22 protein-coding genes are annotated in these 22,793 nt (G+C 36.0%); 20 read left to right on the top strand and 2 right to left on the bottom strand.

The features are described from left to right. Window positions 1-2: 2 nt before the first annotated feature. Entirely contained in the window at window positions 3-638 is a 636-nt protein-coding gene (locus ABM34_RS02990) for an HAD hydrolase-like protein (RefSeq protein ID WP_048703219.1), read from the top strand. Between the two features lie 76 nt (window positions 639-714). Here ABM34_RS02990 and ABM34_RS02985 read toward each other — a convergent pair whose 3' ends face one another. Continuing rightward, the gene (locus ABM34_RS02985) at window positions 715-2,028 is read right to left on the bottom strand and encodes an N-acetylmuramoyl-L-alanine amidase (protein ID WP_048703217.1); all 1,314 of its coding nucleotides are present in this window, start codon (window positions 2,026-2,028) and stop codon (window positions 715-717) included. Between the two features lie 390 nt (window positions 2,029-2,418). Here ABM34_RS02985 and hisS point away from each other — a divergent pair, with 390 nt between their 5' ends. The 6 genes from hisS to ABM34_RS02955 all read left to right on the top strand — a co-directional run bounded on the left by hisS (window position 2,419) and on the right by ABM34_RS02955 (window position 8,784). Further along, window positions 2,419-3,690, top strand: coding sequence for a histidine--tRNA ligase (hisS, locus tag ABM34_RS02980; RefSeq protein WP_048703215.1), 1,272 nt, complete (start codon window positions 2,419-2,421; stop codon window positions 3,688-3,690). Continuing rightward, window positions 3,690-5,459: an aspartate--tRNA ligase gene (gene aspS, locus ABM34_RS02975; protein ID WP_048703214.1), complete on the top strand. Its 1,770-nt coding sequence runs from the start codon at window positions 3,690-3,692 to the stop codon at window positions 5,457-5,459. Before hisS ends, aspS begins: the two co-directional genes overlap by 1 nt. A gap of 456 nt (window positions 5,460-5,915) precedes the next feature. Further along, on the top strand, window positions 5,916-6,356 hold the full coding sequence (gene msrB, locus ABM34_RS02970; RefSeq protein WP_048703212.1) for a peptide-methionine (R)-S-oxide reductase MsrB: 441 nt from the start codon (window positions 5,916-5,918) through the stop codon (window positions 6,354-6,356). Next, a complete protein-coding gene (gene msrA, locus ABM34_RS02965) occupies window positions 6,356-6,874 on the top strand; it encodes a peptide-methionine (S)-S-oxide reductase MsrA (protein ID WP_048703211.1) in 519 nt (172 codons plus the stop codon). Before msrB ends, msrA begins: the two co-directional genes overlap by 1 nt. Before the next feature lie 117 nt (window positions 6,875-6,991). Further along, complete coding sequence (locus ABM34_RS02960) at window positions 6,992-7,870, top strand: YitT family protein (protein WP_048703209.1); 879 nt, start codon at window positions 6,992-6,994, stop codon at window positions 7,868-7,870. Between the two features lie 17 nt (window positions 7,871-7,887). Next, complete coding sequence (locus ABM34_RS02955; protein ID WP_048703205.1) at window positions 7,888-8,784, top strand: deoxyribonuclease IV; 897 nt, start codon at window positions 7,888-7,890, stop codon at window positions 8,782-8,784. Window positions 8,785-8,798: 14 nt separating this feature from the next. On the opposite strand, the gene ABM34_RS02950 is transcribed toward ABM34_RS02955, so the two are convergent. Next, entirely contained in the window at window positions 8,799-9,620 is an 822-nt protein-coding gene (locus ABM34_RS02950) for a pyruvate, water dikinase regulatory protein (protein WP_048703203.1), read from the bottom strand. Between the two features lie 120 nt (window positions 9,621-9,740). Between ABM34_RS02950 and rpsU the strand changes: the two genes are divergently transcribed. The 13 genes from rpsU (at window position 9,741) to ABM34_RS02885 (ending at window position 22,787) form a co-directional block, all read left to right on the top strand. Next, entirely contained in the window at window positions 9,741-9,923 is a 183-nt protein-coding gene (rpsU, locus tag ABM34_RS02945) for a 30S ribosomal protein S21 (RefSeq protein WP_010623558.1), read from the top strand. A 145-nt stretch (window positions 9,924-10,068) separates the two neighbouring features. Further along, window positions 10,069-11,049, top strand: a complete 981-nt coding sequence (locus ABM34_RS02940; protein WP_048703198.1) for a PhoH family protein — start codon at window positions 10,069-10,071, stop codon at window positions 11,047-11,049. Between the two features lie 15 nt (window positions 11,050-11,064). After that, window positions 11,065-11,535, top strand: a complete 471-nt coding sequence (gene ybeY / locus ABM34_RS02935) for an rRNA maturation RNase YbeY (protein ID WP_048703195.1) — start codon at window positions 11,065-11,067, stop codon at window positions 11,533-11,535. Window positions 11,536-11,547: 12 nt separating this feature from the next. After that, window positions 11,548-11,949, top strand: coding sequence for a cytidine deaminase (locus ABM34_RS02930; protein WP_157023203.1), 402 nt, complete (start codon window positions 11,548-11,550; stop codon window positions 11,947-11,949). 2 nt (window positions 11,950-11,951) lie between these two features. Continuing rightward, window positions 11,952-12,860, top strand: a complete 909-nt coding sequence (gene era / locus ABM34_RS02925; RefSeq protein WP_048703193.1) for a GTPase Era — start codon at window positions 11,952-11,954, stop codon at window positions 12,858-12,860. Next, on the top strand, window positions 12,860-13,618 hold the full coding sequence (gene recO / locus ABM34_RS02920; protein WP_048703190.1) for a DNA repair protein RecO: 759 nt from the start codon (window positions 12,860-12,862) through the stop codon (window positions 13,616-13,618). The genes era and recO overlap by 1 nt, the downstream gene beginning before the upstream one ends. 230 nt (window positions 13,619-13,848) lie before the next feature. Then, entirely contained in the window at window positions 13,849-14,760 is a 912-nt protein-coding gene (glyQ, locus tag ABM34_RS02915) for a glycine--tRNA ligase subunit alpha (RefSeq protein ID WP_048703187.1), read from the top strand. After that, complete coding sequence (gene glyS, locus ABM34_RS02910) at window positions 14,753-16,822, top strand: glycine--tRNA ligase subunit beta (protein WP_048703184.1); 2,070 nt, start codon at window positions 14,753-14,755, stop codon at window positions 16,820-16,822. Before glyQ ends, glyS begins: the two co-directional genes overlap by 8 nt. 82 nt (window positions 16,823-16,904) lie before the next feature. Beyond that, the gene (gene dnaG, locus ABM34_RS02905) at window positions 16,905-18,734 is read left to right on the top strand and encodes a DNA primase (protein WP_048703182.1); all 1,830 of its coding nucleotides are present in this window, start codon (window positions 16,905-16,907) and stop codon (window positions 18,732-18,734) included. Window positions 18,735-18,756: 22 nt separating this feature from the next. Beyond that, window positions 18,757-19,905 carry an RNA polymerase sigma factor RpoD gene (rpoD, locus tag ABM34_RS02900; RefSeq protein WP_048703179.1) on the top strand — a complete coding sequence of 383 codons (1,149 nt, stop codon included), beginning with the start codon at window positions 18,757-18,759 and terminating at the stop codon, window positions 19,903-19,905. A 179-nt stretch (window positions 19,906-20,084) separates the two neighbouring features. Beyond that, window positions 20,085-21,293 (top strand): SAM-dependent methyltransferase, encoded by a 1,209-nt coding sequence (locus ABM34_RS02895; protein WP_048703178.1) that lies wholly within the window; start codon window positions 20,085-20,087, stop codon window positions 21,291-21,293. 1 nt (window position 21,294) lies between these two features. Beyond that, window positions 21,295-21,984, top strand: coding sequence for a tRNA (adenine(22)-N(1))-methyltransferase (locus ABM34_RS02890; protein ID WP_048703176.1), 690 nt, complete (start codon window positions 21,295-21,297; stop codon window positions 21,982-21,984). Next, window positions 21,984-22,787 (top strand): Nif3-like dinuclear metal center hexameric protein, encoded by an 804-nt coding sequence (locus ABM34_RS02885; RefSeq protein ID WP_048703173.1) that lies wholly within the window; start codon window positions 21,984-21,986, stop codon window positions 22,785-22,787. Before ABM34_RS02890 ends, ABM34_RS02885 begins: the two co-directional genes overlap by 1 nt. Window positions 22,788-22,793 lie beyond the last annotated feature (6 nt).

The raw sequence follows: 22,793 nt of genomic DNA, 5'->3' as shown, positions 1-22,793 counted from the left end.
ATATGACAAGTATAGTATGGGATTTCGACGGAACGCTCGCAAACAGCTATCCGGGGATGGTAATTGCAGTTCAGCAGTCTTTAAAAGATAACTTCCAAATAGAATTATCCAAAGACACCATCTATAAAGACATTAAGGACACTTCAATTAGACAATACATCACAGACCTCTTTAGTGAAAAAAGGGAATCCGGTGAAAATGTTGATCGTGATGTCAAGATTTTCTATCATGATTATAAATTGTTAGAAAAACAGTATCAAAATAAAATTAGATTAATTCCACATGCTCTAAATACTTTAAAATTATTAAATGAGCAGGGTGTACAACAATTTGTCGTTACCCATCGTGATGAGTCAATTTACGAACTCACGAAATCACTGGAAATTGAGGATATATTTACCGAAGTGGTAAGCGTTGAAAAAGATTTTAAGCGTAAACCAGATTCAAATATGCTTGATTATCTAATTAAGAAGTATTCACTTAATACATCTGATTTATGGGTAATTGGTGACCGTAAAATCGATATTGATTTTGGCAAGTCTGTTGGTGCCAATACGATGTTATTGGCAGAGAACAACAGTGATTTTGGTCAAGACGAGACAGTTACAGATTTATCACAAATACCTGGAAAATTGTAAAGATTAAAATTTAACGATGCCTAAACACAAAAAACAGGCACATCAATCAAATGATGTGACTGTTTTTGTATTTGAATCATTGAAAATAGTTTTTCAATCCCGCTGTAACAGCTTTAGCAACTTGTTGTTGGTATGCTTGAGAGTTAATGTGTTTGTAATCTGATTTTGAATTAATGTAACCTAGCTCCAGCAGTATCGATGGTTGACTATTGTAGTGCAAAACGTATAAATCTTTTTGTTGAGTACCACGATTGTTAATCTTGATACCTTTAAGTTGATTATTAATGTCCGTAGCAAGTTTTCCATCTTTATTTGATGTGTAGTAATAGGTTGTTATTCCTGACCCTGCATTTGCGGAAGTACTTGAATCAAAATGAAGACTTATAAATGCATCGGCCTCAATTTTTGAAGATAATCTGGCACGTGACCCTAATGATTTAGTTTGATCACCATTTCTAGTCATAATTACACGTGCACCAGTTTTCTCTAACTCTTGTTTAATTGCCTGAGCGTAGATTAAGGTGAATTTCTTTTCATAAGTATCTTTCTTGGACTCGGCGCCGACATCGTCACCACCATGACCGGGATCTAATACGATTGTAGCTTCTGAAATATTAGTTGCGGCTGATTTAATCGGATCCATAGTTCCTGATACCGTAACAACCCAGCTAGCAACATAACCAACTGAACCGTCTTTATCACGAACTTCGTACCATTTACCATTTTTGCCAAGATAGTCGTATGTTTTTCCAACATTGACAGTTTTAATAATTCTTGAATTAGAATCTGGTTCAATTCTGAATTTCGTGCTAGGTTGTGTTACTGTGACAGTTTTAACATCATTACTATTTGATTTATCTTGGCTTTGTTTTGATGAATTTTCACCGGATGTTTCTTGTGTGCTTTGAATGAAGTCACTCTTTACCCAGCCGGCAGATCCTTTGTAAAGGATTTGGGTCCAATCATTTTCTTGATACATGATTGAAACTTTTTGTGACTGAGAAACGGTTCCAAGAACGGCAGAAGTTGCATCAGCATTTTTGAAAACTGTAGTGTTTTGAACTTTTATAATGCCGACTTTATTAGTGGTTGAACTAACGGTCGTATTATCCAACAACCAACTTGCTACCCAACCAATTTTGTCACCAGCAAGCCTGACCTCATACCACTTATTTTTTTCACTAATAATTGAAAGTTTGTCGCCTTTTTTTACTTGACCCATATTAGCGTAGGAGAGTCCAGGACCAACACGCACGTTAACTGAATCGGATTTAACAGTAATTGAATTTGCATTTGCTAGAGCGACAGTAGATACGCTTGAAATGCAAAGTAAAAAGATTAAGGCGACAATTATTTTATATTTACGCAAGAACTCTAGAATTTTCTTCATATAAAAGATTCCTTTTTTATGTCGCAATTTTTTTGTGTTTTTACTCATATGTATATATTACTAAAAATATTTCAATATATCTCAAACAATCTTAACTTTTATAGAAAACTTGACAATTTTAACACATAATATGGATTGAGAAAAATCAGTTTTGACAATATGAAACTTGACAACTCGGCATTATTTGATTAGTTTATAACTATGTTATTTAATCAAATATCATTTACTTCACAGAGAGTCTGAAAGCTGAGAACAGACAGTAAACATTTGAGTGACGTATCACAAACGTATGGCAGGCGTTAACTGTAGAACAAAACTAGGTGGTACCGTGCCAAAAGCACCCTTGTCTTATGACAGGGATGCTTTTTTTATTTGAAAAGGAGTATATAAATGCGCTATCAAAAGCCAAAGGGTACGATGGATATTTTGCCCGGAGAATCTAGCAAATGGCAATATGTTGAAGATGTTGCTAAAAATGTTTTTAATCGTTACCGTTTTTTTGAAATTAGAACACCAATTTTTGAATCTTATGAGGTATTTGAACGTTCATCAGGAGACACTTCGGATATTGTTTCAAAGGAAATGTATGATTTCAAAGATAAAGGTGACCGTCATTTAGCACTTCGTCCAGAAGGAACTGCTGGCGTTGTTCGGGCTTATGTTGAGAATAAATTATATGGTCCTGAACACATCAAGCCTTATAAAGTTTGGTACAAAGGACCGATGTTTAGATATGAACGTCCACAATCTGGTCGCCAACGTCAATTCCATCAAATTGGTGTCGAAGCATTTGGATCAAATTCTCCAGAACTTGATGTCGAAATTATTACGATGGGATTAGAGTTTCTAAATGAACTCGGAATTAAAAATCTCAAAGTGGCAATTAATACACTTGGAGATCCTGAATCAAGAGAGAATTATCACAGGGCATTGGTTGACTATTTCACACCATTTAAAGAACAACTTAGTGACGATTCTAAAGTGCGTTTAGATAAAAATCCTTTACGTATTCTTGATAGTAAAGATAAGAATGATCAAAAAATAGTTGAGAATGCGCCGTCAATCTTAGATTATTTGAACGAGGAATCAAAAGATCGTTTCGAATATTTAAAGACATTGCTTGATGATTTAAATATTAACTATGTTGTTGATTCGACTATGGTTCGTGGATTGGACTACTACAATCACACTATTTTTGAATTTATGGTTACAGATCCAGCATTCAATAATAAAGAAATTACTGTTCTTGCGGGTGGCCGTTATAATGGCTTGGTTGAAGAACTCGGAGGTCCAGAAACTCCTGGTATTGGATTTGGACTTGGAGTGGAGAGATTGCTCTTATTGCTAAATGATAAATTAAATCTTACAACCGATTTAAACATCTATTTAGTAACAATCGGTGAGAAAGCCGAAAAGGCATCTGTGAAAATTTTGTCATCATTACGTAAAGCAGGTTTTTCTGCCGATAAAGATTATCTTCAACGTAAAACAAAGGCTCAATTTAAAACTGCCAATAATTTAAACGCCAAATATTCTGTAACGATTGGTGATCATGAGCTGGAAAATGATACTGCCAATGTTAAAAACATGGCAACAGGTGACGAGCATGCTGTTTCACTTGAAAACTTATCAGATGAGCTAAAAAGAATCGAGGATAAATAATGGAAAAAAGAACAAATTATTGCGGAGACGTCAATGAACAATTTGTTGGTAAAACTGTTTCATTAGATGGTTGGGTACAACGACGTCGTGATCTAGGTGGATTGATTTTTGTTGATTTACGTGATTACCGAGGAATCGTTCAACTTGTTTTCAATAACGATGATAGTGAAATTTTTGCTCAAGCAGAGACTTTACGTTCAGAATATGTAATTAATGCTATTGGTACCGTCAGATTACGTGGTGACAAGGCCATCAATCCTAACATGAAGACTGGTAAGGTTGAAGTTGTTGTTGAAAAACTTGAGATTTTGAACAAATCAAAAACTCCACCATTTGAAATTGCTGATGATATTGATACAACCGAGGAGACTAAACTTAAGTATCGTTATTTAGATTTCCGTCGTCCGGTTATGCAAAAAGCATTGAGAACTCGCGCCCAAATAAAGCATTCTGTTAACGAATATTTGTATGACAATGGATTTATTGATATCGAAACACCTAACTTAGGTAAATCATCACCAGAAGGTGCTCGTGATTACTTAGTTCCATCAAGAGTTTATCCAGGAAGCTTTTATGCGTTACCTCAATCACCACAGTTGTTCAAACAATTGTTAATGGTTGGTGGGTTTGATCGTTACTTCCAATTGGCTCATTGTTTTAGAGATGAAGATCTTCGAGGAGATCGTCAACCAGAGTTTACTCAAATTGATATTGAAACTAGTTTTATGTCAACTGAAGAAATTCAAGAAGTCACTGAAGGCCTAATCGCTCGAGTAATGAAAGATGAAAAGGGCATCGATGTTAAATTACCATTCCCAAGACTTGAATGGGACGATGCTATGGACCGTTACGGTTCAGATAAACCTGATATTCGTTTCGGTATGGAATTACAGAACTTAAATGATATTTTTGCGGATTCAGAATTCAAAGTGTTTAAGGGTGCCATTGATAATGGTGGTCAAGTTAAGGCAATTGTTGTTAAAGATGCAGCCGATAAATATTCACGTAAGAATATCGATGCCTACACTGAATATATCAAACGTTTTGGTGCTAAAGGTTTGGCATGGGTTAAATATAACGATGACAAGCTTACTGGACCAGTAGCTAAATTTATTACTTCTCACGAAGATGATTTGGTTAAACGTCTAGGATTAACAAACAATGACTTGGTACTATTCGTTGCCGATCAGAAGAAAGTTGTTGCTGATGCACTCGGTTACTTGAGAACTGACATTGCCAAGAACTTACATCTTTATGATCCAAACGAATTTGCTTACGTCTGGGTTGTTAACTGGCCATTATTCGAATACGATGAAGGAATTCAAAGATGGACTGCAGCTCACCATCCATTCACTATGCCAAATGAAGAAGATGTTCATTATCTTAACGATGGTGAAGATCCTCATAAAGCATATGCACAAAGTTATGACATTGTCCTTAATGGATATGAACTTGGTGGTGGATCAATTCGTATTCACAACCGTGAAATTCAAGAGAAGATGCTTAAGGCATTAGACTTCACTCCTGAAAGAGCAAATGCCGAATTCGGTTACCTAATGGATGCTTTGACATACGGTTGTCCACCACATGGTGGTTTGGCAATTGGTCTTGATCGTTTCGCCATGCTTCTTTCCGGTAAGGAAAACATTCGTGACGTAATTGCATTCCCTAAGAATTCCAACGCTACTGAACCAATGACACACGCGCCTGCACGTGTTTCTAAGGAACAATTGGATGAACTTGGCATTCAAGTTGAAGATGAGAAATAGATATTACTGATTAGAATCCCTTTTGGGATTCTTTTTTTGTTTTTGCGGGCTTTAGTTACGGTTCACTGTTATGTAGGGGAAACGCGTAAAATCAAATTGAGACCTACGACATAAGATATGAGTTGTTCCGGGGGCCAAGTATTTATTCGAAACTTTAAGGACTTTTGTGCTGTTATGCAGTGGAAACGCGTAAAATATCACTGAACACTCCGACATAAGGCAAATAAAACTGCGGGGGCCGGACGGGCCCAAATTGTGGAAACGCGTAAAATCAAATTGAGACCTACGACATAAGATATGAGTTGTTCCGGGGGCCAACGGGCCCCACTCCGCAACTTATATCTTATGCTCCGGTCCCAAGAGCATTTGATTTTACGCTCTTGCTCATTTTGTTTATACTGTTTAAATACGAACCAATTAGTTCGAGTGGTTAGTTCTATATGAGGAGTGGTTTTTATGGCTAAGGAATTTAAGAAGGATTTAGATAATTTGGATGAGATGGAGTATATGGTTACTCAACATGCTACGACTGAGCGTCCTTTTAGTGGTAAATATGATGATTTTTATCAAAAGGGCATCTATGTTGATATTGCTAGTGGTGAACCTCTGTTTTCATCAGCTCATAAATATGATGCTGGCTGTGGTTGGCCTTCATTTAGTCAGCCTATTGCTCAATTGAAAGAAAATAAAGATACTTCGCTTGCTCGTGAACGTACTGAAGTACGTAGTGAGGATGCTAATTCTCACTTGGGTCATGTGTTCAATGATGGGCCTGAAGAAATGGGTGGCTTGAGATATTGCATTAATTCAGCCGCTTTAAAATTTATCCCATACGAAGAAATGGATGAAAAGGGTTATTCTGATTATAAAAAGTATGTAGAAGAAGGCGACAAGTAATGAAAGAGGAAACTGCTATATTTGCTGGGGGATGTTTCTGGTGCATGGTTCATCCTTTTGACCAACACCCTGGAATTATTTCCGTAATTTCTGGTTATACTGGTGGACATGTTCCTAATCCAACCTATGAACAAGTTTGTTCTGAAACAACAGGACATACTGAGGCTGTTAAAATCACTTTTGATGCCGATGTGATTTCATATAAAGAATTAGTTGAAATCTATTGGACCGTTGCAGACCCAACTGATGCTACAGGTCAATTCCAAGATCGTGGTGATAGTTATCGTCCCGTTATTTATTATTCTGGAGACGAACAAAAGGCTATTGCAGAACAGTCTAGACAGGATTTGGTTGAGTCAAACAGATTTGATGATCCAATCGTTACTCAAATTCAGCCAGCAAAAGAATTTTATGTTGCTGAAGATTATCATCAAGATTTTTATAAGAAAAATCCAGAAAGATTTGAAATGGAAGAACGTGGTGGACGTGCTGCATATATGGAAAAACATCAGAAGTAATATCCACACAAAACGCCTATGTGTCGCATATTAAACAATCAAGAGGGTTATGTCACAACCCTCCTTTTTTGTGCTATGATTACTTAGTAAAAATTTTTCTTAGGAGACTTTTTAGATATGGATGAACTCGATAAGTTGATTGAAAGACATCAAAGCTTATCAAAATTGTCAGTGGCGTTTTTATATTCTATTACTGTATCAATAGCCGTTAACATGTTTTGGACACCAGGTGGAATCTATGGTTCTGGTATCACTGGTGCTGCCCAGCTGATTTCTACAATTAGTCAACGGTGGTTACCATTTCATGTTTCAACGGCTATTATGCTGGTTGTCTTGAATGCACCACTTTTTGTATTATCTTGGTTAAAAATTGAACATAAATTTACCATGTTTACGTTTGTGGCGGTCATTCTATCATCATTTATGATGCATTGGATTCCACCACTAAAAGTAACAGCTGATCCATTAGTTTGCGCAATATTTGGTGCTGTAGTTAATGGATTTGGTACTGGTATGGCTTTAAGAAATGGAATCTCAACAGGTGGTATCGATATTGTTGGTATCATTCTGAGGAAGAAAACTGGTAAAAGTGTTGGTACAATAAATATCATATTTAATTTATTTATTATTGCCTGTGCTGGATTCCTATTTGGCTGGGTGCACGCTCTGTATTCTGCCGTCAGTATTTTTATAAATGGTCAAGTAATCGACATGATTTATAACAAGGATCAAAAATTACAAGTCATGATTGTTACTTCAAAACCTAAAAGTGTCATCACTGAAATTCAAAATGAAATGCGTCGTGGTATTACAATTGTTCATGATGCAGAAGGTGCCTACAAGCATCAGCAAAAAACTATTTTGTTCACAGTAATATCTCGTGCAGAACAACACGAACTTGAAAATGCAATGTATGACTCCGATCCTCACGCGTTTGTCAGTGTAACTGATACCGTTAAGGTTCTGGGAAGATTCTACCAAAAACATATTTACTAATATTTGGAGGTTAACTGATGATTATTGGATCACATGTCGCAATGAAAGCACCAAAAATGTTGGTCGGTTCCGCAGAGGAAGCACATAGTTATGATGCAAATGCTATGATGATTTTTACTGGTGCTCCTCAAAATACACGTCGAAAAGACGTATCTGAGATGCGAATCGATGAAGGTAAAAAATTATTAAAAGAATATGGCATTGATCATATTATTGGCCATGCTCCATACATTATTAATCTTGGAAATACTGTCAAACCTCAAAATTTACCTTTTGCTATTGAGTTTATGCAAGGAGAAATGAAGCGCAGTGATGCTTTGGGCATTGAAGCCATCAGCTTCCATCCCGGTGCACATTTAGGACAAGGTCCAGATGTTGCATTAAAACAGATTGCAGAAGCATTGGATGAAATTATTACTCCTGAACAAAAAGTTTCTATTGCCATCGAAACAATGGCAGGTAAGGGTACTGAAGTAGGTATTACATTTGAACAAATTGCTCAAATCTTTGATCATTGTCAAAAAAATGACAAGTTATCCGTTACAATGGACACTTGTCATATGAGTGATGCCGGTTATGATATTAAAAATGACTTTGACGGCGTTCTGAATGAATTTGACCATATTTTAGGAATTGATAAAATATCTGTCATTCATCTGAATGATTCTAAAAACGAACAGGGATCTCACAAAGATCGTCACGATGATATCGGATTTGGAACGATTGGCTTCGATGCATTAAACTATGTTGCCCATCACTCGCAACTTGAAAATGTTCCTAAGATTATGGAAACTCCTTATGTCAAGAAAGATGAAAATGATAAGAAGGGCGTACCGGCATTTAAAGAAGAAATACAAATGTTACGTACAGAAACCTTCGATCCTGATATGAAAAATAAATTAATGCAAAAATAAAAGCTAGCCGAAGGCTAGCTTTTTTGATATCCGTTAATGTTAAGTTGTTCCATAATAAGTGCAGCTGTTTCTTCAATTGATCGATCAGCAGTATTAATCACCAAACATCCAAGTTTGTTATATATGTTATTTGAATAGTCTAATTCTTTTTGAATTTCGCCCTCAGCTGAATAAGCTGTATCTGGGTCCAAACCATAGGCAATCATTCTTTGACGACGAATTTTAAGTAGAACATTCATGTCGTTGGTGAGGCCAACAATCTTTTTGGGGTCAACTTTCCAAAGTTCATCAGGAATACTTGCTGTAGGTACAAGTGGCAAGTTTGCAACTTTGATGTTTTTATTTGCTAAGTATAGTGATAATGGCGTTTTTGAGGTTCTAGAAATTCCTAGTAATACTAAGTCGGCATCAAGGAAACCTTTAGGGTTCTTGCCATCATCGTTAGTTAGAGTAAATTCCATTGCTGAAATCATGTCAAAATATTCAGAATCAAGGTTATGCGTTAATCCTTTCTTTCTGAGTGGGTTAACACCTTTCATTTGAGAAAAAGTTCCAATAATGGGATTAAGAATGTCATAATAAGTAACATCATTATTTTGACAAAAATCTTCAACGGCATTGATTGTTTCTTTGGAGACTAAAGTATGAATAATTACAGCATCTTTCTCTTTTGCTAGCTTCAAAATATTTTCAAGTTGAGAATCATTTTTAACAAATGGGAACTTTGAATATTCAATATCTAACATTGGAAATTGTGAAAAGGCTGCTCTAGCAACACGTTGAGCCGTTTCACCAGCTGCATCAGATAAGACAAAGACATCTTGTTTTTGTGTCATAAAAACTCCTCCTAAAAAAATTAAAAAATAGTTTGAACATTAAGCTCTTTTTGTTATAATAACATATGAACTGTGAAAGAAATAGGCAGTTACGTTCAATATCGGAAGGAGGGATATCATATGGCAAAAACTATCGTTCATGAAAATGAGTCGCTCGATGATGCTCTTCGTCGCTTTAAACGTTCTGTCTCAAAAAGTGGAACACTTCAAGAATACAGAAAACGTGAGTTCTACGAAAAACCTAGTGTTAAAAGAAAGCTAAAATCAGAGGCTGCTCGTAAGCGTAATAAGAAGCGTCGTTAATAATTTAACCATATCCTAACGGATATGGTTTTTTTACGCTCTCATTTTTTAAAATAATTGATATTTCTGTGCAATTATTAAACCTTTTCCATTAGATTTTCCTATGCGTATGGTATCATTTCAGTAACGACAGGGGTGTGATTTATTGGCTGATAATAAGGAACAGACAAAAAAGAGTATTCAAATTAACAATCCGCAAGATGCGGTCAATATTTTTGGAGTCAACGACAGCAATCTCAATCTGATTGAAGAAGGTTTGAACGTTGAAGTTCATGCCTTTGGAGAACAAATTGACATTGTTGGAGAGTCCAGTGATGTTGATAAAGCAATTGCTTTAATTAACAAATTGATTAAGCTTTCCACATCTGGGATCACTTTTGGTTCAGCAGATATTGTCAGCGGATTGAAAATGGCCGAACGAGGAACACTTGATTATTTTGACGATCTTTATAAGGAAGAATTGTTAAAAGATTTCAGTGGCAAGCCGGTTAGAGTTAGAAATTTCGGTCAACGACAATACGTTAATGCAATTCGACATAACGATATTACCTTTGGTATTGGACCAGCTGGTACCGGTAAGACTTATGTGGCAGTCGTAATGGCAGTTGCAGCTCTTAAACAAGGTACGGTTCAGAGAATTGTCCTTACAAGACCAGCAGTTGAGGCTGGAGAGAGTTTAGGCTTCCTTCCAGGTGATTTAAAGGAAAAAGTTGATCCATACCTTAGACCTATCTACGATGCCTTGTATGCAATTATGGGTGCTGACCACACTAATCGTCTCTTGGAACGTGGAGTGATTGAGGTTGCTCCACTTGCATATATGAGGGGACGTACACTAGATGAGTCATTCGTTATTTTGGATGAAGCACAAAATACTACTCGTGAACAAATGAAAATGTTTTTGACTCGTCTAGGTTTTGATTCAAAAATGATTGTAAATGGTGACGCTACCCAAATCGATTTGCCAGGACATGGACGAAGTGGTTTGGTTCAAGCTGAAAAAATTTTACAAAATCTTCCACACATTGAATTCGTTAATTTCACATCTGCTGATGTTGTTCGTCACCCAGTTGTTGCTGAAATCATTGATGCGTACGATGATGGGGCAGACGACAAAGAAAAATAAAAACGGAGTTAGTAAATGGACTTAGAAATTTATAATGATGATAATTTAATTGATGAAACAAGACAAAAATGGGTTGAAGATTTAGTAGACTTTGCAGCAAATGACTTGGAATTAGATGAGAACACTCAATTATCAATCCATTTTGTGACTAAAGATAAGATTCATGAAATCAATAAGAAATATCGTGATACTGACCGTGCGACAGATGTTATTAGTTTTGCTATTAATGATGGTGAAGATTCACTAGATTACATTGAACAACAAATCCCTGATTTACCTGTCGACCTGGGTGATTTATTCATAAGTGTCGAGATTGTTAAAGAGCATGCAGATGAATATGAGCATTCATTCGATCGCGAATTAGGATATACAATTGTTCACGGAATTTTGCACTTGAATGGTTATGATCATATCAAGCCAGAAGACGAGAAAGTCATGATTGGCTTGCAAGAAAAGATACTAAGCGCCTACGGCTTAAAAAAATAAGAGGTAATCAAATTGACAATTGATGAACAGACACTTTTTTCAAAAGCAATATCTGCCATGAAAAATGCTTATGCGCCATATTCAAACTATTCAGTTGGTGCAGCATTAGTCACTGAAGATGACACTGTTTATACCGGAGTTAATATTGAAAATGCATCATATGGTCTTACAAATTGTGCCGAAAGGACAGCTATCTTCAAGGCTGTTTCTGAAGGTCATACACATTTCAAAGCGATTTTGATTGTGAATGGCACCAAAGAAATGTCGAAACCATGTGGCGCTTGTAGACAGGTTATGAGTGAGTTCATGGGACCAGATGATATTGTATATTTAACTAACAAAGATAATTTGAATAAAGAATATAGATTTACGGAAATACTACCTCTAGCATTCAGTGATAAGGACATGGAATAATTATGGATAATAAATTTCGCTCAGGATTCGTTGCAATAGTTGGTCGTCCCAATGTTGGTAAGTCAACATTTATGAATCGAATCATTAAAGAACAAGTTGCAATTACCTCACCAAAGGCGCAAACAACTAGAAACAAAATTCAAGGTATCTATACGGACGATGAACGTCAAATCGTATTTCTTGATACACCTGGAATCCACAAGCCTCACAATGATTTGGACCAATACATGGATAAAGCTGCACTTTCAGCATTAAAAGAAGTCGACGCTGTTTTATTTATGACAGAAGCAGGCCAATCAGCTGGACCTGGTGACAAATTCATTATGGATGAAATCTCAAATGTAAAAGCTCCTGTTTTTTTGATTTTAAATAAAATTGACTTGGTCAACCCCGATGATATTGCACCACAAATCGATGAATACAAGGACCTGTTAGACTTTGCTGAGGTTATTCCGATTTCGGCTACGAATGGTAATAATGTTGAAGATCTGATTGATTCACTCACTAAACATTTACCAATTGGTCCCAAGTATTATGATGAGGATCAAATTACTGATCACCCAGAGTATTTCATCGTGGGTGAACTTATCAGAGAAAAGATTCTTGATGATACTCGTGATGAAATTCCACATTCAGTTGCAGTAATTGTTGAATCAATGAATCAAAGGACAGAAGCAGGTAAATTGCAAGTTGAAGCTACAATTTATGTTGAACGCGATAGTCAAAAGGCAATTGTTATTGGTAAAGGCGGTAGCATGTTAAAAAACATTGGTATCGGTTCAAGAATTAAGATTGAACATTTGCTTGGCGAGAAGATCAACTTAAAGCTTTGGGTTAAGGTTAAGAAAAATTGGCGAGATGATCCATTATTCTTATCCAAGGCCGGCTATTCAGTTAAGGACCTTAGATAATGAATCGTAACACGACAAACTTTTTCGGTATTGTCGTTAAAAGAACTCGCTATCGTGAACGTGATGCACTCGTAACAATATTGACTAAAGAGTACGGATATCGAACTTTTTTAGTTCGTGGAACTCAGACAGGTAAATCCAAAATTTCTGGAGCAGTAATTCCATTTTCCTATGGTGATTATTCTGGATTAGTTAAGAGTGAAGGATTGTCCTATCTGAACTCAGCAACGAACATCAAACAATTTGATCAGATTATTCAAGATATCGAATTGAATGCATATACAACTTTTTTATTTGATATCGTTCAGAACGCCTTCATGGATGAAAAGCTTCCGGAAGATTGGTATAAGACGGTATTTAAGGCGCTGATGTACATTGACAATGGTGCCGACGCACAAATATTGGTAAATATTATTCAAATGCACTTATTACAAGTGTATGGAGTGGCTCCCAATATGCATCAATGTGTGGTTGGTGGTGAAACTGAGGGCAGTTTTGATTTTTCCGTAGTTTTGGGTGGAATTATTTGTTCCAAACATTATTCGTCTGATCCTCACAGACTACATCTACCACCGAGAATTTTGTATTTTCTTCAGTTATTCAGTGATATTCAGATTGATCAAGTTCGTAGCGTTGAGATAAAAAATTCCAACAAGGACTTGATTCAAAAGGCAATTGATTCAATCTATATGGGCACGGTAGGATTTTATCCGAAGAGTAAAACATTTATCGATAAGATGAAAAGTTGGCATCTATAGCAATTGACAAGTAGTCTGAAAGTGATTATCATTAATGTTATGAAAAAAGCGATGTGGATCTGGTGAAAGCCACAATGAGTTATGGCGTAATTTTAATATAAATATTAAAGAGCAGAATTGATTTTAATTCTGAATAAGGGTGGAACCGCGAGAAATCGTCCCTTGCAGTATGCACAAGTGTACGCTGCAAGGGACGATTTTTGTGTTGTATACATCTGAAGGGGGAAATTATGACAAAGAAGTTAAATATTCAAAATATGATTTTGACGCTTCAACATTTTTGGGGTGAAAAAGGCTGCATGTTAATGCAAGCATATGATACTGAAAAGGGTGCCGGTACAATGAGTCCATATACCTTTTTACGTGCCATAGGACCTGAGCCCTGGAATGCAGCGTATGTTGAACCTTCAAGAAGACCTGCAGATGGACGTTATGGTGAAAATCCTAACCGTTTATATCAACACCACCAATTCCAAGTTGTAATGAAACCAGCTCCAGAGAACATTCAAGAATATTATCTTGACTCATTACGTGCACTAGGAATTGAACCATTGGAACACGATATTCGATTCGTTGAAGACAATTGGGAAAACCCTTCAATGGGTTGTGCCGGTGTTGGTTGGGAAGTTTGGCTTGATGGAATGGAAGTTAGTCAATTTACATACTTCCAACAAGTTGGTGGACTTCAATGCCATCCTGTTACAAGTGAAATCACTTATGGTGTCGAAAGATTGGCATCATATATTCAAGATGTTAATTCTGTTTATGATCTTGAATGGGGCGATGGTGTTTTATACGGAGATATTTTTAAAGAACCAGAATATGAACACTCAAAATATTCTTTCGAAGAAAGTAATCAAGACATGCTTTTCAAGTTCTTTGATGAGTATGAAAAAGAAGCTAATCGTTTGATGGACTTAGGTTTGGTTCACCCGGCATATGATTACATCTTGAAATGTTCACACACATTTAACTTATTGGACGCTCGTGGTGCTGTTTCAGTTACTGAACGTGCAGCGTTCTTGTCAAGGATTAGAAAAATGGCACATAAAGTTGCCAAAGCATTTGTTGAGGAACGTAAGAAGTTAGGTTTCCCATTATTAGCAAACAGCGATTTAGCAAAGGAGAAAGCAAATGACTAAAAATTATCTATTGGAAATTGGGCTTGAAGAAATGCCAGCACATGTCGTTACTCCAAGTATCAATCAACTAGCTCAAAAAACTGCAAAGTTTTTAAAAGATAACCGTATTTCTTTCTCTGAAATTGATAAATATTCAACTCCTAGAAGACTAGCCATTATCATCAAAGACATTGCCGAAAAGCAAGATGACATCGATGTTAAAGCTAAAGGTCCATCAAAGAAAATTGCTCAAGATGATGAGGGTAATTGGAGTAAAGCCGCTCAAGGATTTGCAAGAGGACAGGGAATGACTCCTGATGACATCTTTTTTGAAGAATTAAAGGGTGTTGAATACGCCTACATTCAAAAACATGAATCAGGAAAAGATGTTTCTGAAGTACTTAAAGGAATGACTGAAGTAATTAAATCTTTAACATTTCCAACACGTATGCGTTGGGGAAACTATGACTTCGAATATATCCGTCCAATTCACTGGCTAGTTTCACTATTGGACGATGAAGAAATTTCACTTAAAATTCTTGATGTCGAATCTGGACGCATGACTCGTGGCCATCGCTTTTTAGGTGAGGACGTTGAGATTGACAGCGTAAGAGATTATGTTGAAAAACTTAGAAGTCAATTTGTTATTGTTGATGCAAAGGAACGTAAGGATTTAATTAGAGATCAAATTCAAACAATTGCTGATGACAATGATTGGGTAGTAGATATAGACGAGGATTTACTTGAAGAAGTAAATAACCTAGTTGAATTTCCAACAACATTCCACGGTACATTTGATAGTAAATATTTGGAAATTCCTGAAGAAGTATTGATTACTTCGATGAAGGATAATCAAAGATATTTCTATGCACGTAGTCATGATGGAAAACTTGAACCAGACTTTATTGGTGTTAGAAATGGTAATTCGGAACACATTGAAAATGTTATCCAAGGTAATGAGAAGGTTCTAGTTGCTAGACTTGAAGATGCCGATTTCTTCTTTAAGGAAGATCAAAAGAAATCAATTTCTGATTATGTTGCTAAACTTAAAACTGTTAATTTCCACGTTAAAATTGGAACAATGTATGAAAAAATGCAACGTGTACATCAAATTTCTGAACATCTAGCGGGATTGTTTGGATTAAGTGAATCTGAGAAAACGGATCTACTCCGTGCAAGCGATATTTACAAATTTGATCTTGTTACTAATATGGTTGACGAATTTCCGGAATTACAAGGTGTGATGGGAGAAAAATATGCCAGCATAATGGGTGAGAGTGATGGTGTTGCAAAAGCTATTCGTGAACACTACATGCCAATTTCTTCTGACGGAGAACTTCCAGCAACTTCTGTTGGTGCAACCTTAGCAATCGCTGATAAAATTGATTCTCTTGTAACATTTTATGCAGTCGGTTTAATTCCAAGTGGCTCAAATGATCCATATGCGTTGAGACGTCAAGCTTACGGAATTATTAGAATTCTTGATGCAAATAACTGGTCAATGAATTTAAATGATTTACAAAAATTCGTTGTTGAAAACTTAAACGTTCCAGCAAAACTTGATTTACAGGCTAATGCTAATGATTTAAATGACTTCTTAATTGATCGTGTCAAGCAATTGTTGAATACAACTTCAGTTAGAAACGATATTGTTGATGCCGTCACTTCAGGATCAAATATCGACCCAATTTCTATGATAAATACAGCTAAAGTATTACAAAAGCATGTCGCCGACGTAGATTTTAAATCTATCATGGAAGCACTTGGACGTGTTGTTAACTTGGCGGCCAAAGCAGATTTCAAGTATAGTGCTGATTTGAAGATGGCCGATTCGTTATTTGAAAATCCATCAGAGAAAGAATTGGACAAACAAGTTCAAGCAATCTATAATTCTCAATCAAAAGATGCAACTAATTTGTATGATCAACTTGCTTCATTGAAAGAAGTAATTAATTCTTATTTCGAAGAAAATATGATTATGGATAAAAATGAGGATATTAAAAAGAATCGTCTAACTCAATTAGTAATTACAAACCATTTAATTGCAAAATTAGGAGATTTGTCTAAAATAGTAGTTAAATAAAAAAATACTTGTAAAGAACAGTGAATCGTGATACACTATAGTTCACTGTTTTTTATCATTATTCTTTGAGGGGGTGACGGCCATGGCAACGAGAATTCCACAAGAATTTATTGATGAAGTTACCTCAAAAACCAACATCGTTGATGTTGTAAGTAGATATGTACAATTAAATAAAAAGGGTAAGAACCTGTTTGGATTGTGTCCTTTTCATGAAGAAAGGACACCTTCGTTTTCTGTTCAAGAAAATAAACAAATATTCCATTGCTTCAGTTGTGGTCGTGGGGGAAATGTTTTTAAATTTATCATGGAAATTCAAGATAAATCATTCCCTGAAGCTGTGGTTGAAGTTGCCCAAATGAGCAACATTCCTGTGCCAGAACAATTTGAGTCTGCTGGAAACCAGCAATATCAAAGTTCTGATAGCCGAGTTTTACTTCAAATGCAAGCAGATGCATCCAAGCTTTATAGCCATATTTTGACAAAAACTGACGGTGGCACAGTACCTTTGAAGTATCTTTCAGATAGAAATATTACAACCAATCTCATTGATACATTTGATATTGGCTATGCACCAAATAATTCGAATTTATTGTTGGAGTTTTTCAAAAATAAAAATATTTCTGAAGATATTTTACGAAAATCGGGATTATTCGCCGAAAACGAGGATGGTGATTTGTTCGACCGTTTTCGTGATCGTATCATGATTCCAATTAAGGATGAGAACGGCAAAATTATTGCGTTTTCTGGACGAATTCTTAATAAAGAACAAGGTGTTGCAAAATACTTAAATAGTCCAGAAACAACAATTTTTAACAAAGGTAAAACTTTGTTCAACTTGAACCTTGCTAAGCGTGGTATTCGAGAACAAAAGAACGTAATTCTTTTTGAAGGATTTATGGATGTGATGAGTGCCTATGCAGCAGGTGTTACTAACGGTGTAGCATCAATGGGAACGAGTCTCACTGATCAACAATTATATGTTCTAAATCGATCAACCAATCAGATTAATGTTTGTTATGATGGAGATGATCCCGGAGTTGAAGCTACTTACCGTGCATTGACTCAACTTAATGACGAGCGATTCACTTATGGCGTCATTAGTATTCCTAACAAACAAGATCCTGATGAATTTATCCGTAGTTCTGGAGCGGATAAGTTTAAACAACTGACTGAGAATTCGGTTCAAACACCAATTTCATTCATTCTAAGTTATTTCCGCAGGAGATATAATTTAAATAATGAGCACGATCAGTTGGAATTTTTAAAACAGTCTTTGCAGGAAATAGTAAAACTCAAATCTCCTGTTGAGATTGATATGTATGTTGGTAGAGTGGCTGAAGAACTGCAAGTATCCAAAGAATCAATTAACAAAGAACTGGATAATTTGCGGCGGAAAAATGCTATTGAGAAACCTGCCAATAATTACAAGAATGTCCAGAAAGCTAAACTCGAAGAGGTTACCGCAGCTGTTCCTGAAAAATTTGATCGGATTGAAAAATCTGAACGTAATCTTATTTTTTGGGCAATCAGTTTCCCCGAAATTCGAGTCCGGTTGAAGGGAAATGATTTCAAATTTGTTCATCAAAGTTATCAAAAGATTTTTAACAGTTTAATTTCTTATACTGAAAAAGAAGGATATGATGACGATGTCAATGTTTCAGATTTTATGAATGTATTGGATGATGATTGTAAAAATGTCTTGGCAGACGTTGAGATGATGCAAATGCCTTCTGAATATAATGATGATGAGATTCAAGATTACATATCAAATATTCAAAATTCCGATTTGGAGTTCAAGATGACCGATATCAATCGGCAATTGAAAAAGGCAGCAATGGTAGGGGATAATAAATTACAGTTAGAACTTACTCAAGAGTTGATCAATGTCAGAAGATTGTTAACAAGCAATTAAAGCATACTGGAGGAATATATTTATGGCAGCAAAGAAAACAACAGTATCAAAGACAAGAACAAAAAAAGTTGTTAAATCAAGTAAAGAATTAGAGTCAGCAATTAAGGCTCTTATTAAAGATAAGAAGAAAAAGGGTTCAGTAACAGAAGCTGAACTTACAGAGCAACTCATCAAACCTTTCTCTTTAAAAGATAAAACTCTTGATGACACTCTAGAACAATTGCAAGACAAGGGTATTGCTGTTACTGATGATGATGGTAATCCAAGTAAAATGGCTTTATTAAGTGAAAAGAAGAGAGAAAAAGCTCCTAGTTCTAAAGATACCGCCGCACCAACTGACATTAAGGTTAATGATCCAGTTCGTATGTATCTTAAGGAAATTGGTCGTGTTCCTCTTCTTAATGCTCAACAAGAAGTCGATTTGGCTTTGAAGATTGAACAAGGTGATGAAGAAGCTAAGCAACGATTGGCTGAAGCCAATTTACGTTTGGTTGTTTCAATTGCCAAAAGATATGTCGGACGTGGAATGCAATTCTTGGATTTGATTCAAGAAGGTAATATGGGCCTAATGAAAGCCGTTGAAAAATTCGACTATCGACTTGGTTTCAAGTTTTCTACATATGCAACCTGGTGGATTAGACAGGCTATTACGCGTGCCATTGCTGACCAAGCAAGAACAATTCGTATCCCTGTACATATGGTTGAAACTATCAACAAGTTAATCAGAATTCAACGCCAATTACTTCAAGACCTTGGTCGTGAGCCATTGCCAGAAGAAATTGGTGCTGAAATGGATATGCCAACTACAAAAGTTCGTGATATCCTAAAGATTGCTCAAGAACCAGTTTCACTAGAAACACCTATTGGTGAAGAGGACGATTCTCATCTTGGTGACTTCATCGAGGATTCTGATGCTACTAGTCCTGAGGACCATGCATCTTATGAGTTATTGAAGGAACAATTAGAGAATGTTCTTGATACATTGACAGATCGTGAAGAAAACGTTCTACGTTTACGTTTCGGTCTCGATGACGGAAGAACGAGAACACTAGAAGAGGTAGGTAAGGTCTTCGGTGTTACTCGTGAAAGAATTCGTCAAATCGAAGCTAAAGCACTACGTAAACTGCGTCACCCTTCAAGATCAAAGCAACTTAAAGATTTTCTTGAGTAATATATAGATTTAAACTCTGATAATTAGACTAAAATTTCGCAATGTCCAAATCGAGGATGTTGTGATTTTTTTTGCTTTTTTTTTCAAAGTTTTGCCTTTTTTATTGAAAAAACTGATAAAAGTTTTGTTTTTTCAAGATTTGATTTACAATTAATTATATTCAATTTTTGGAGGATTTTATGTTAGACAAAACAATTTACGATCAAATATTCAAGCATTCATTTACTATTCCCATCAAAGTAGTTTTCTGGGATGGCAAGGAAAAAACATACGGCCCAGAGGGAAAATCTGACATAACAATCACATTTAACAAAGAGGTTCCAATATCAGAAGTACGTAAGCATGCAACTTTGACATTGGGAGAAGCTTATATGAACAAGGACATCGAAATTGATGGTTCCATTCAAAAGCTCATTACCTCAGCGTACACACAATCTGAAAGTTTTATGTCAAATCCGAAACTTAAAAAGATTGTTCCTAAGTTTAGTCATTCAGAGGATAAGAATAAAGAAGAAATTCAAAATCACTACGATATCGGAAATAATTTTTATAAATTATGGTTGGATGATACGATGACTTATTCTTGTGCTTACTTTAGAACACCAGAAGATGATTTGGAGACAGCTCAATTAAATAAAGTTCATCATATTTTAAATAAACTAAATACAAAACCTGGCGAAACAATTATTGATATTGGTTGTGGATGGGGTACCATGATGTTCACCGCAGCTAAAGAATATGGTTTGAAAGCCAAAGGTGTTACTCTTAGTCAAGAACAATATGACTACGTAAACAACAAGATTCAAGAAGAGAATTTAACTGATCAAATGGAGGTTATCTTAGAAGATTACCGCGAAATCAATGAAAAATTTGATCACGTTGTTTCTGTCGGAATGTTCGAACACGTTGGAGAGACTCACCTTGAAGGTTATTTCAACACAGTTAAAAAGATGCTCAAGCCACAAGGAACTGCATTAATACACGGTATTACTGGTCAACATGAAGGTGCAGGTGTTGATGCTTGGCTTGTTAAGTATATTTTCCCAGGTGGCTACATTCCTGATCTTAAGGAAAATATTGGTCACATTATGGATGCAAAATTACAAATTGACGATATTGAACCGCTCAGAAGACATTATCAGAAAACTGTCGAAATTTGGCACAGAAACTTTGTTAAAGTTGAAGACCAAGTTGAAGACATGTTTGATGAAAAATTTGTACGTATGTGGGACTTGTACCTACAAGCTTGTGCAGCTTCATTTGAAAGTGGAAACATTGATGTAATACAATATCTACTTACAAATGGACCAAGTGGTAGCAGCCTTCCTATGACACGTGAATACATGACTGACAAGGATCGTGAAACTGTAGAACAGGTGACTGAATAGATTGACACTTTTATCAAAGCGTTTAAACGCTGTTTCAAAAATGGTTGATGGAAACGTTCGATTAGCAGATATTGGTTCTGATCATGCGTACCTACCAGTCGAACTTATTGACGACCATATAATAGATTACGCAATTGCTGGCGAAGTTGCTCCCGGACCTCGAAATAGATCTCTGGAAGATGTAAAAAAATTTGGATTAGATAATAAAATTGATGTTCGACTAGGCGATGGCTTAGCCGTTATTAAGGATGCAGATCAAATTGATACAGTTGTCATTGCGGGAATGGGCGGAATCTTGATTAGTGATATTCTTGAGCGTGCAACTGATGAACAACTTTCAAATGTTAAAACGTTGATATTGCAACCAAATATTGGAGAGCCATTGGTAAGACAATGGGTAACTGATAATAATTTTGAAATCATTGATGAAGACATCATCCAAGAAGATAATCATGTTTACGAGATCATTAAAGCTAAACGTACAAATAAGACTCAGAAGCTAACTGCTGCTGAGTTTTTAATGGGTCCAGTTTTGATTAAAAAAAGGACCCCTACTTTTGTCGCCAAATGGACTCATAAATTATCCAGCTATCAAAAAGCCGTTAGAAACATGGGAAATGCTAAAAAAATCGATGAAACAAAAATTGCTCAAATGAACGATAATATTAAGTACATTGAGGAGATTTTGTAATGGTTAAAGTTCAAGATATTTTAAATAAGATTGAAGAGTTTGCTCCATTAAGTATCAAAATGGATGGTGACCCCACTGGATTTCAAATCGGTGACCGTCAGCAATCTGTTAAGAAAGTAATGACCACATTGGATGTGCGTCCTAAGGTGGTTCAAGAGGCCATCGATAATAATGTTGATTTGATTTTGGCTCACCATCCAATTATGTTTCATGCACCAAGAAATTTGGATTTGTCATCTCCACAGAATAAAATGTATGCCGACTTAATGACGCACAATATTTCAGTGAATGCTTCACACACCAATTTAGATAAAGCTCATGGTGGTATGAATGACTGGCTGATGGAGAAATTACGTGAGCATGTTGAAATAAAATCATCAGGTTACATTGATCCAGACGATGATTATTCAATTGGTAGAGTGGGCGAGTTGGCTGAAGAAATGGATTTAGTTGAATTTGCTAAAAGAGTTCGTGATGCATATGATTTACCAAATTTGCGTTATGTTAAATCTGAGTTGGGTCAAAAAGTTAGACGGGTTGCTATTATTGGTGGAGATGCAGGTAAATTCTATCCAGAGGTGTTAAAATCTGGTGCCGATACATTTATTACGGGAGACGTATACTACCACACAGCTCACGATATGATGTCAAATGGATTGAATGTCGTCGATCCTGGTCACCATATAGAAGCTATATTCATCGAAAAAATGGCTCACAAAGTTCAAGATTGGGCCAATGACTATCATTGGGATATTGATATTATCAAATCAAAAGTTAACACGGAACCATACAACTTTCTATAGGGGAGA

This window comes from Companilactobacillus ginsenosidimutans (assembly GCF_001050475.1).
Taxonomy (GTDB): Bacteria; Bacillota; Bacilli; order Lactobacillales; family Lactobacillaceae; genus Companilactobacillus; species Companilactobacillus ginsenosidimutans.
The sequence above is the reverse complement of the archived record's forward strand: the minus strand, read 5'-3'. Positions and strand labels throughout refer to the sequence as shown.

What these genes read in the sequence shown, in the direction of transcription:
- ABM34_RS02990 (WP_048703219.1), top strand. Translation starts at nt 3, where the DNA reads ATGACAAGTATAGTATGGGATTTCGACGGAACGCTCGCAAACAGCTAT.
- ABM34_RS02985 (WP_048703217.1), bottom strand. Translation starts at nt 2,028, where the DNA reads ATGAAGAAAATTCTAGAGTTCTTGCGTAAATATAAAATAATTGTCGCC.
- hisS (WP_048703215.1), top strand. Translation starts at nt 2,419, where the DNA reads ATGCGCTATCAAAAGCCAAAGGGTACGATGGATATTTTGCCCGGAGAA.
- aspS (WP_048703214.1), top strand. Translation starts at nt 3,690, where the DNA reads ATGGAAAAAAGAACAAATTATTGCGGAGACGTCAATGAACAATTTGTT.
- msrB (WP_048703212.1), top strand. Translation starts at nt 5,916, where the DNA reads ATGGCTAAGGAATTTAAGAAGGATTTAGATAATTTGGATGAGATGGAG.
- msrA (WP_048703211.1), top strand. Translation starts at nt 6,356, where the DNA reads ATGAAAGAGGAAACTGCTATATTTGCTGGGGGATGTTTCTGGTGCATG.
- ABM34_RS02960 (WP_048703209.1), top strand. Translation starts at nt 6,992, where the DNA reads ATGGATGAACTCGATAAGTTGATTGAAAGACATCAAAGCTTATCAAAA.
- ABM34_RS02955 (WP_048703205.1), top strand. Translation starts at nt 7,888, where the DNA reads ATGATTATTGGATCACATGTCGCAATGAAAGCACCAAAAATGTTGGTC.
- ABM34_RS02950 (WP_048703203.1), bottom strand. Translation starts at nt 9,620, where the DNA reads ATGACACAAAAACAAGATGTCTTTGTCTTATCTGATGCAGCTGGTGAA.
- rpsU (WP_010623558.1), top strand. Translation starts at nt 9,741, where the DNA reads ATGGCAAAAACTATCGTTCATGAAAATGAGTCGCTCGATGATGCTCTT.
- ybeY (WP_048703195.1), top strand. Translation starts at nt 11,065, where the DNA reads ATGGACTTAGAAATTTATAATGATGATAATTTAATTGATGAAACAAGA.
- era (WP_048703193.1), top strand. Translation starts at nt 11,952, where the DNA reads ATGGATAATAAATTTCGCTCAGGATTCGTTGCAATAGTTGGTCGTCCC.
- recO (WP_048703190.1), top strand. Translation starts at nt 12,860, where the DNA reads ATGAATCGTAACACGACAAACTTTTTCGGTATTGTCGTTAAAAGAACT.
- glyQ (WP_048703187.1), top strand. Translation starts at nt 13,849, where the DNA reads ATGACAAAGAAGTTAAATATTCAAAATATGATTTTGACGCTTCAACAT.
- glyS (WP_048703184.1), top strand. Translation starts at nt 14,753, where the DNA reads ATGACTAAAAATTATCTATTGGAAATTGGGCTTGAAGAAATGCCAGCA.
- dnaG (WP_048703182.1), top strand. Translation starts at nt 16,905, where the DNA reads ATGGCAACGAGAATTCCACAAGAATTTATTGATGAAGTTACCTCAAAA.
- rpoD (WP_048703179.1), top strand. Translation starts at nt 18,757, where the DNA reads ATGGCAGCAAAGAAAACAACAGTATCAAAGACAAGAACAAAAAAAGTT.
- ABM34_RS02895 (WP_048703178.1), top strand. Translation starts at nt 20,085, where the DNA reads ATGTTAGACAAAACAATTTACGATCAAATATTCAAGCATTCATTTACT.
- ABM34_RS02885 (WP_048703173.1), top strand. Translation starts at nt 21,984, where the DNA reads ATGGTTAAAGTTCAAGATATTTTAAATAAGATTGAAGAGTTTGCTCCA.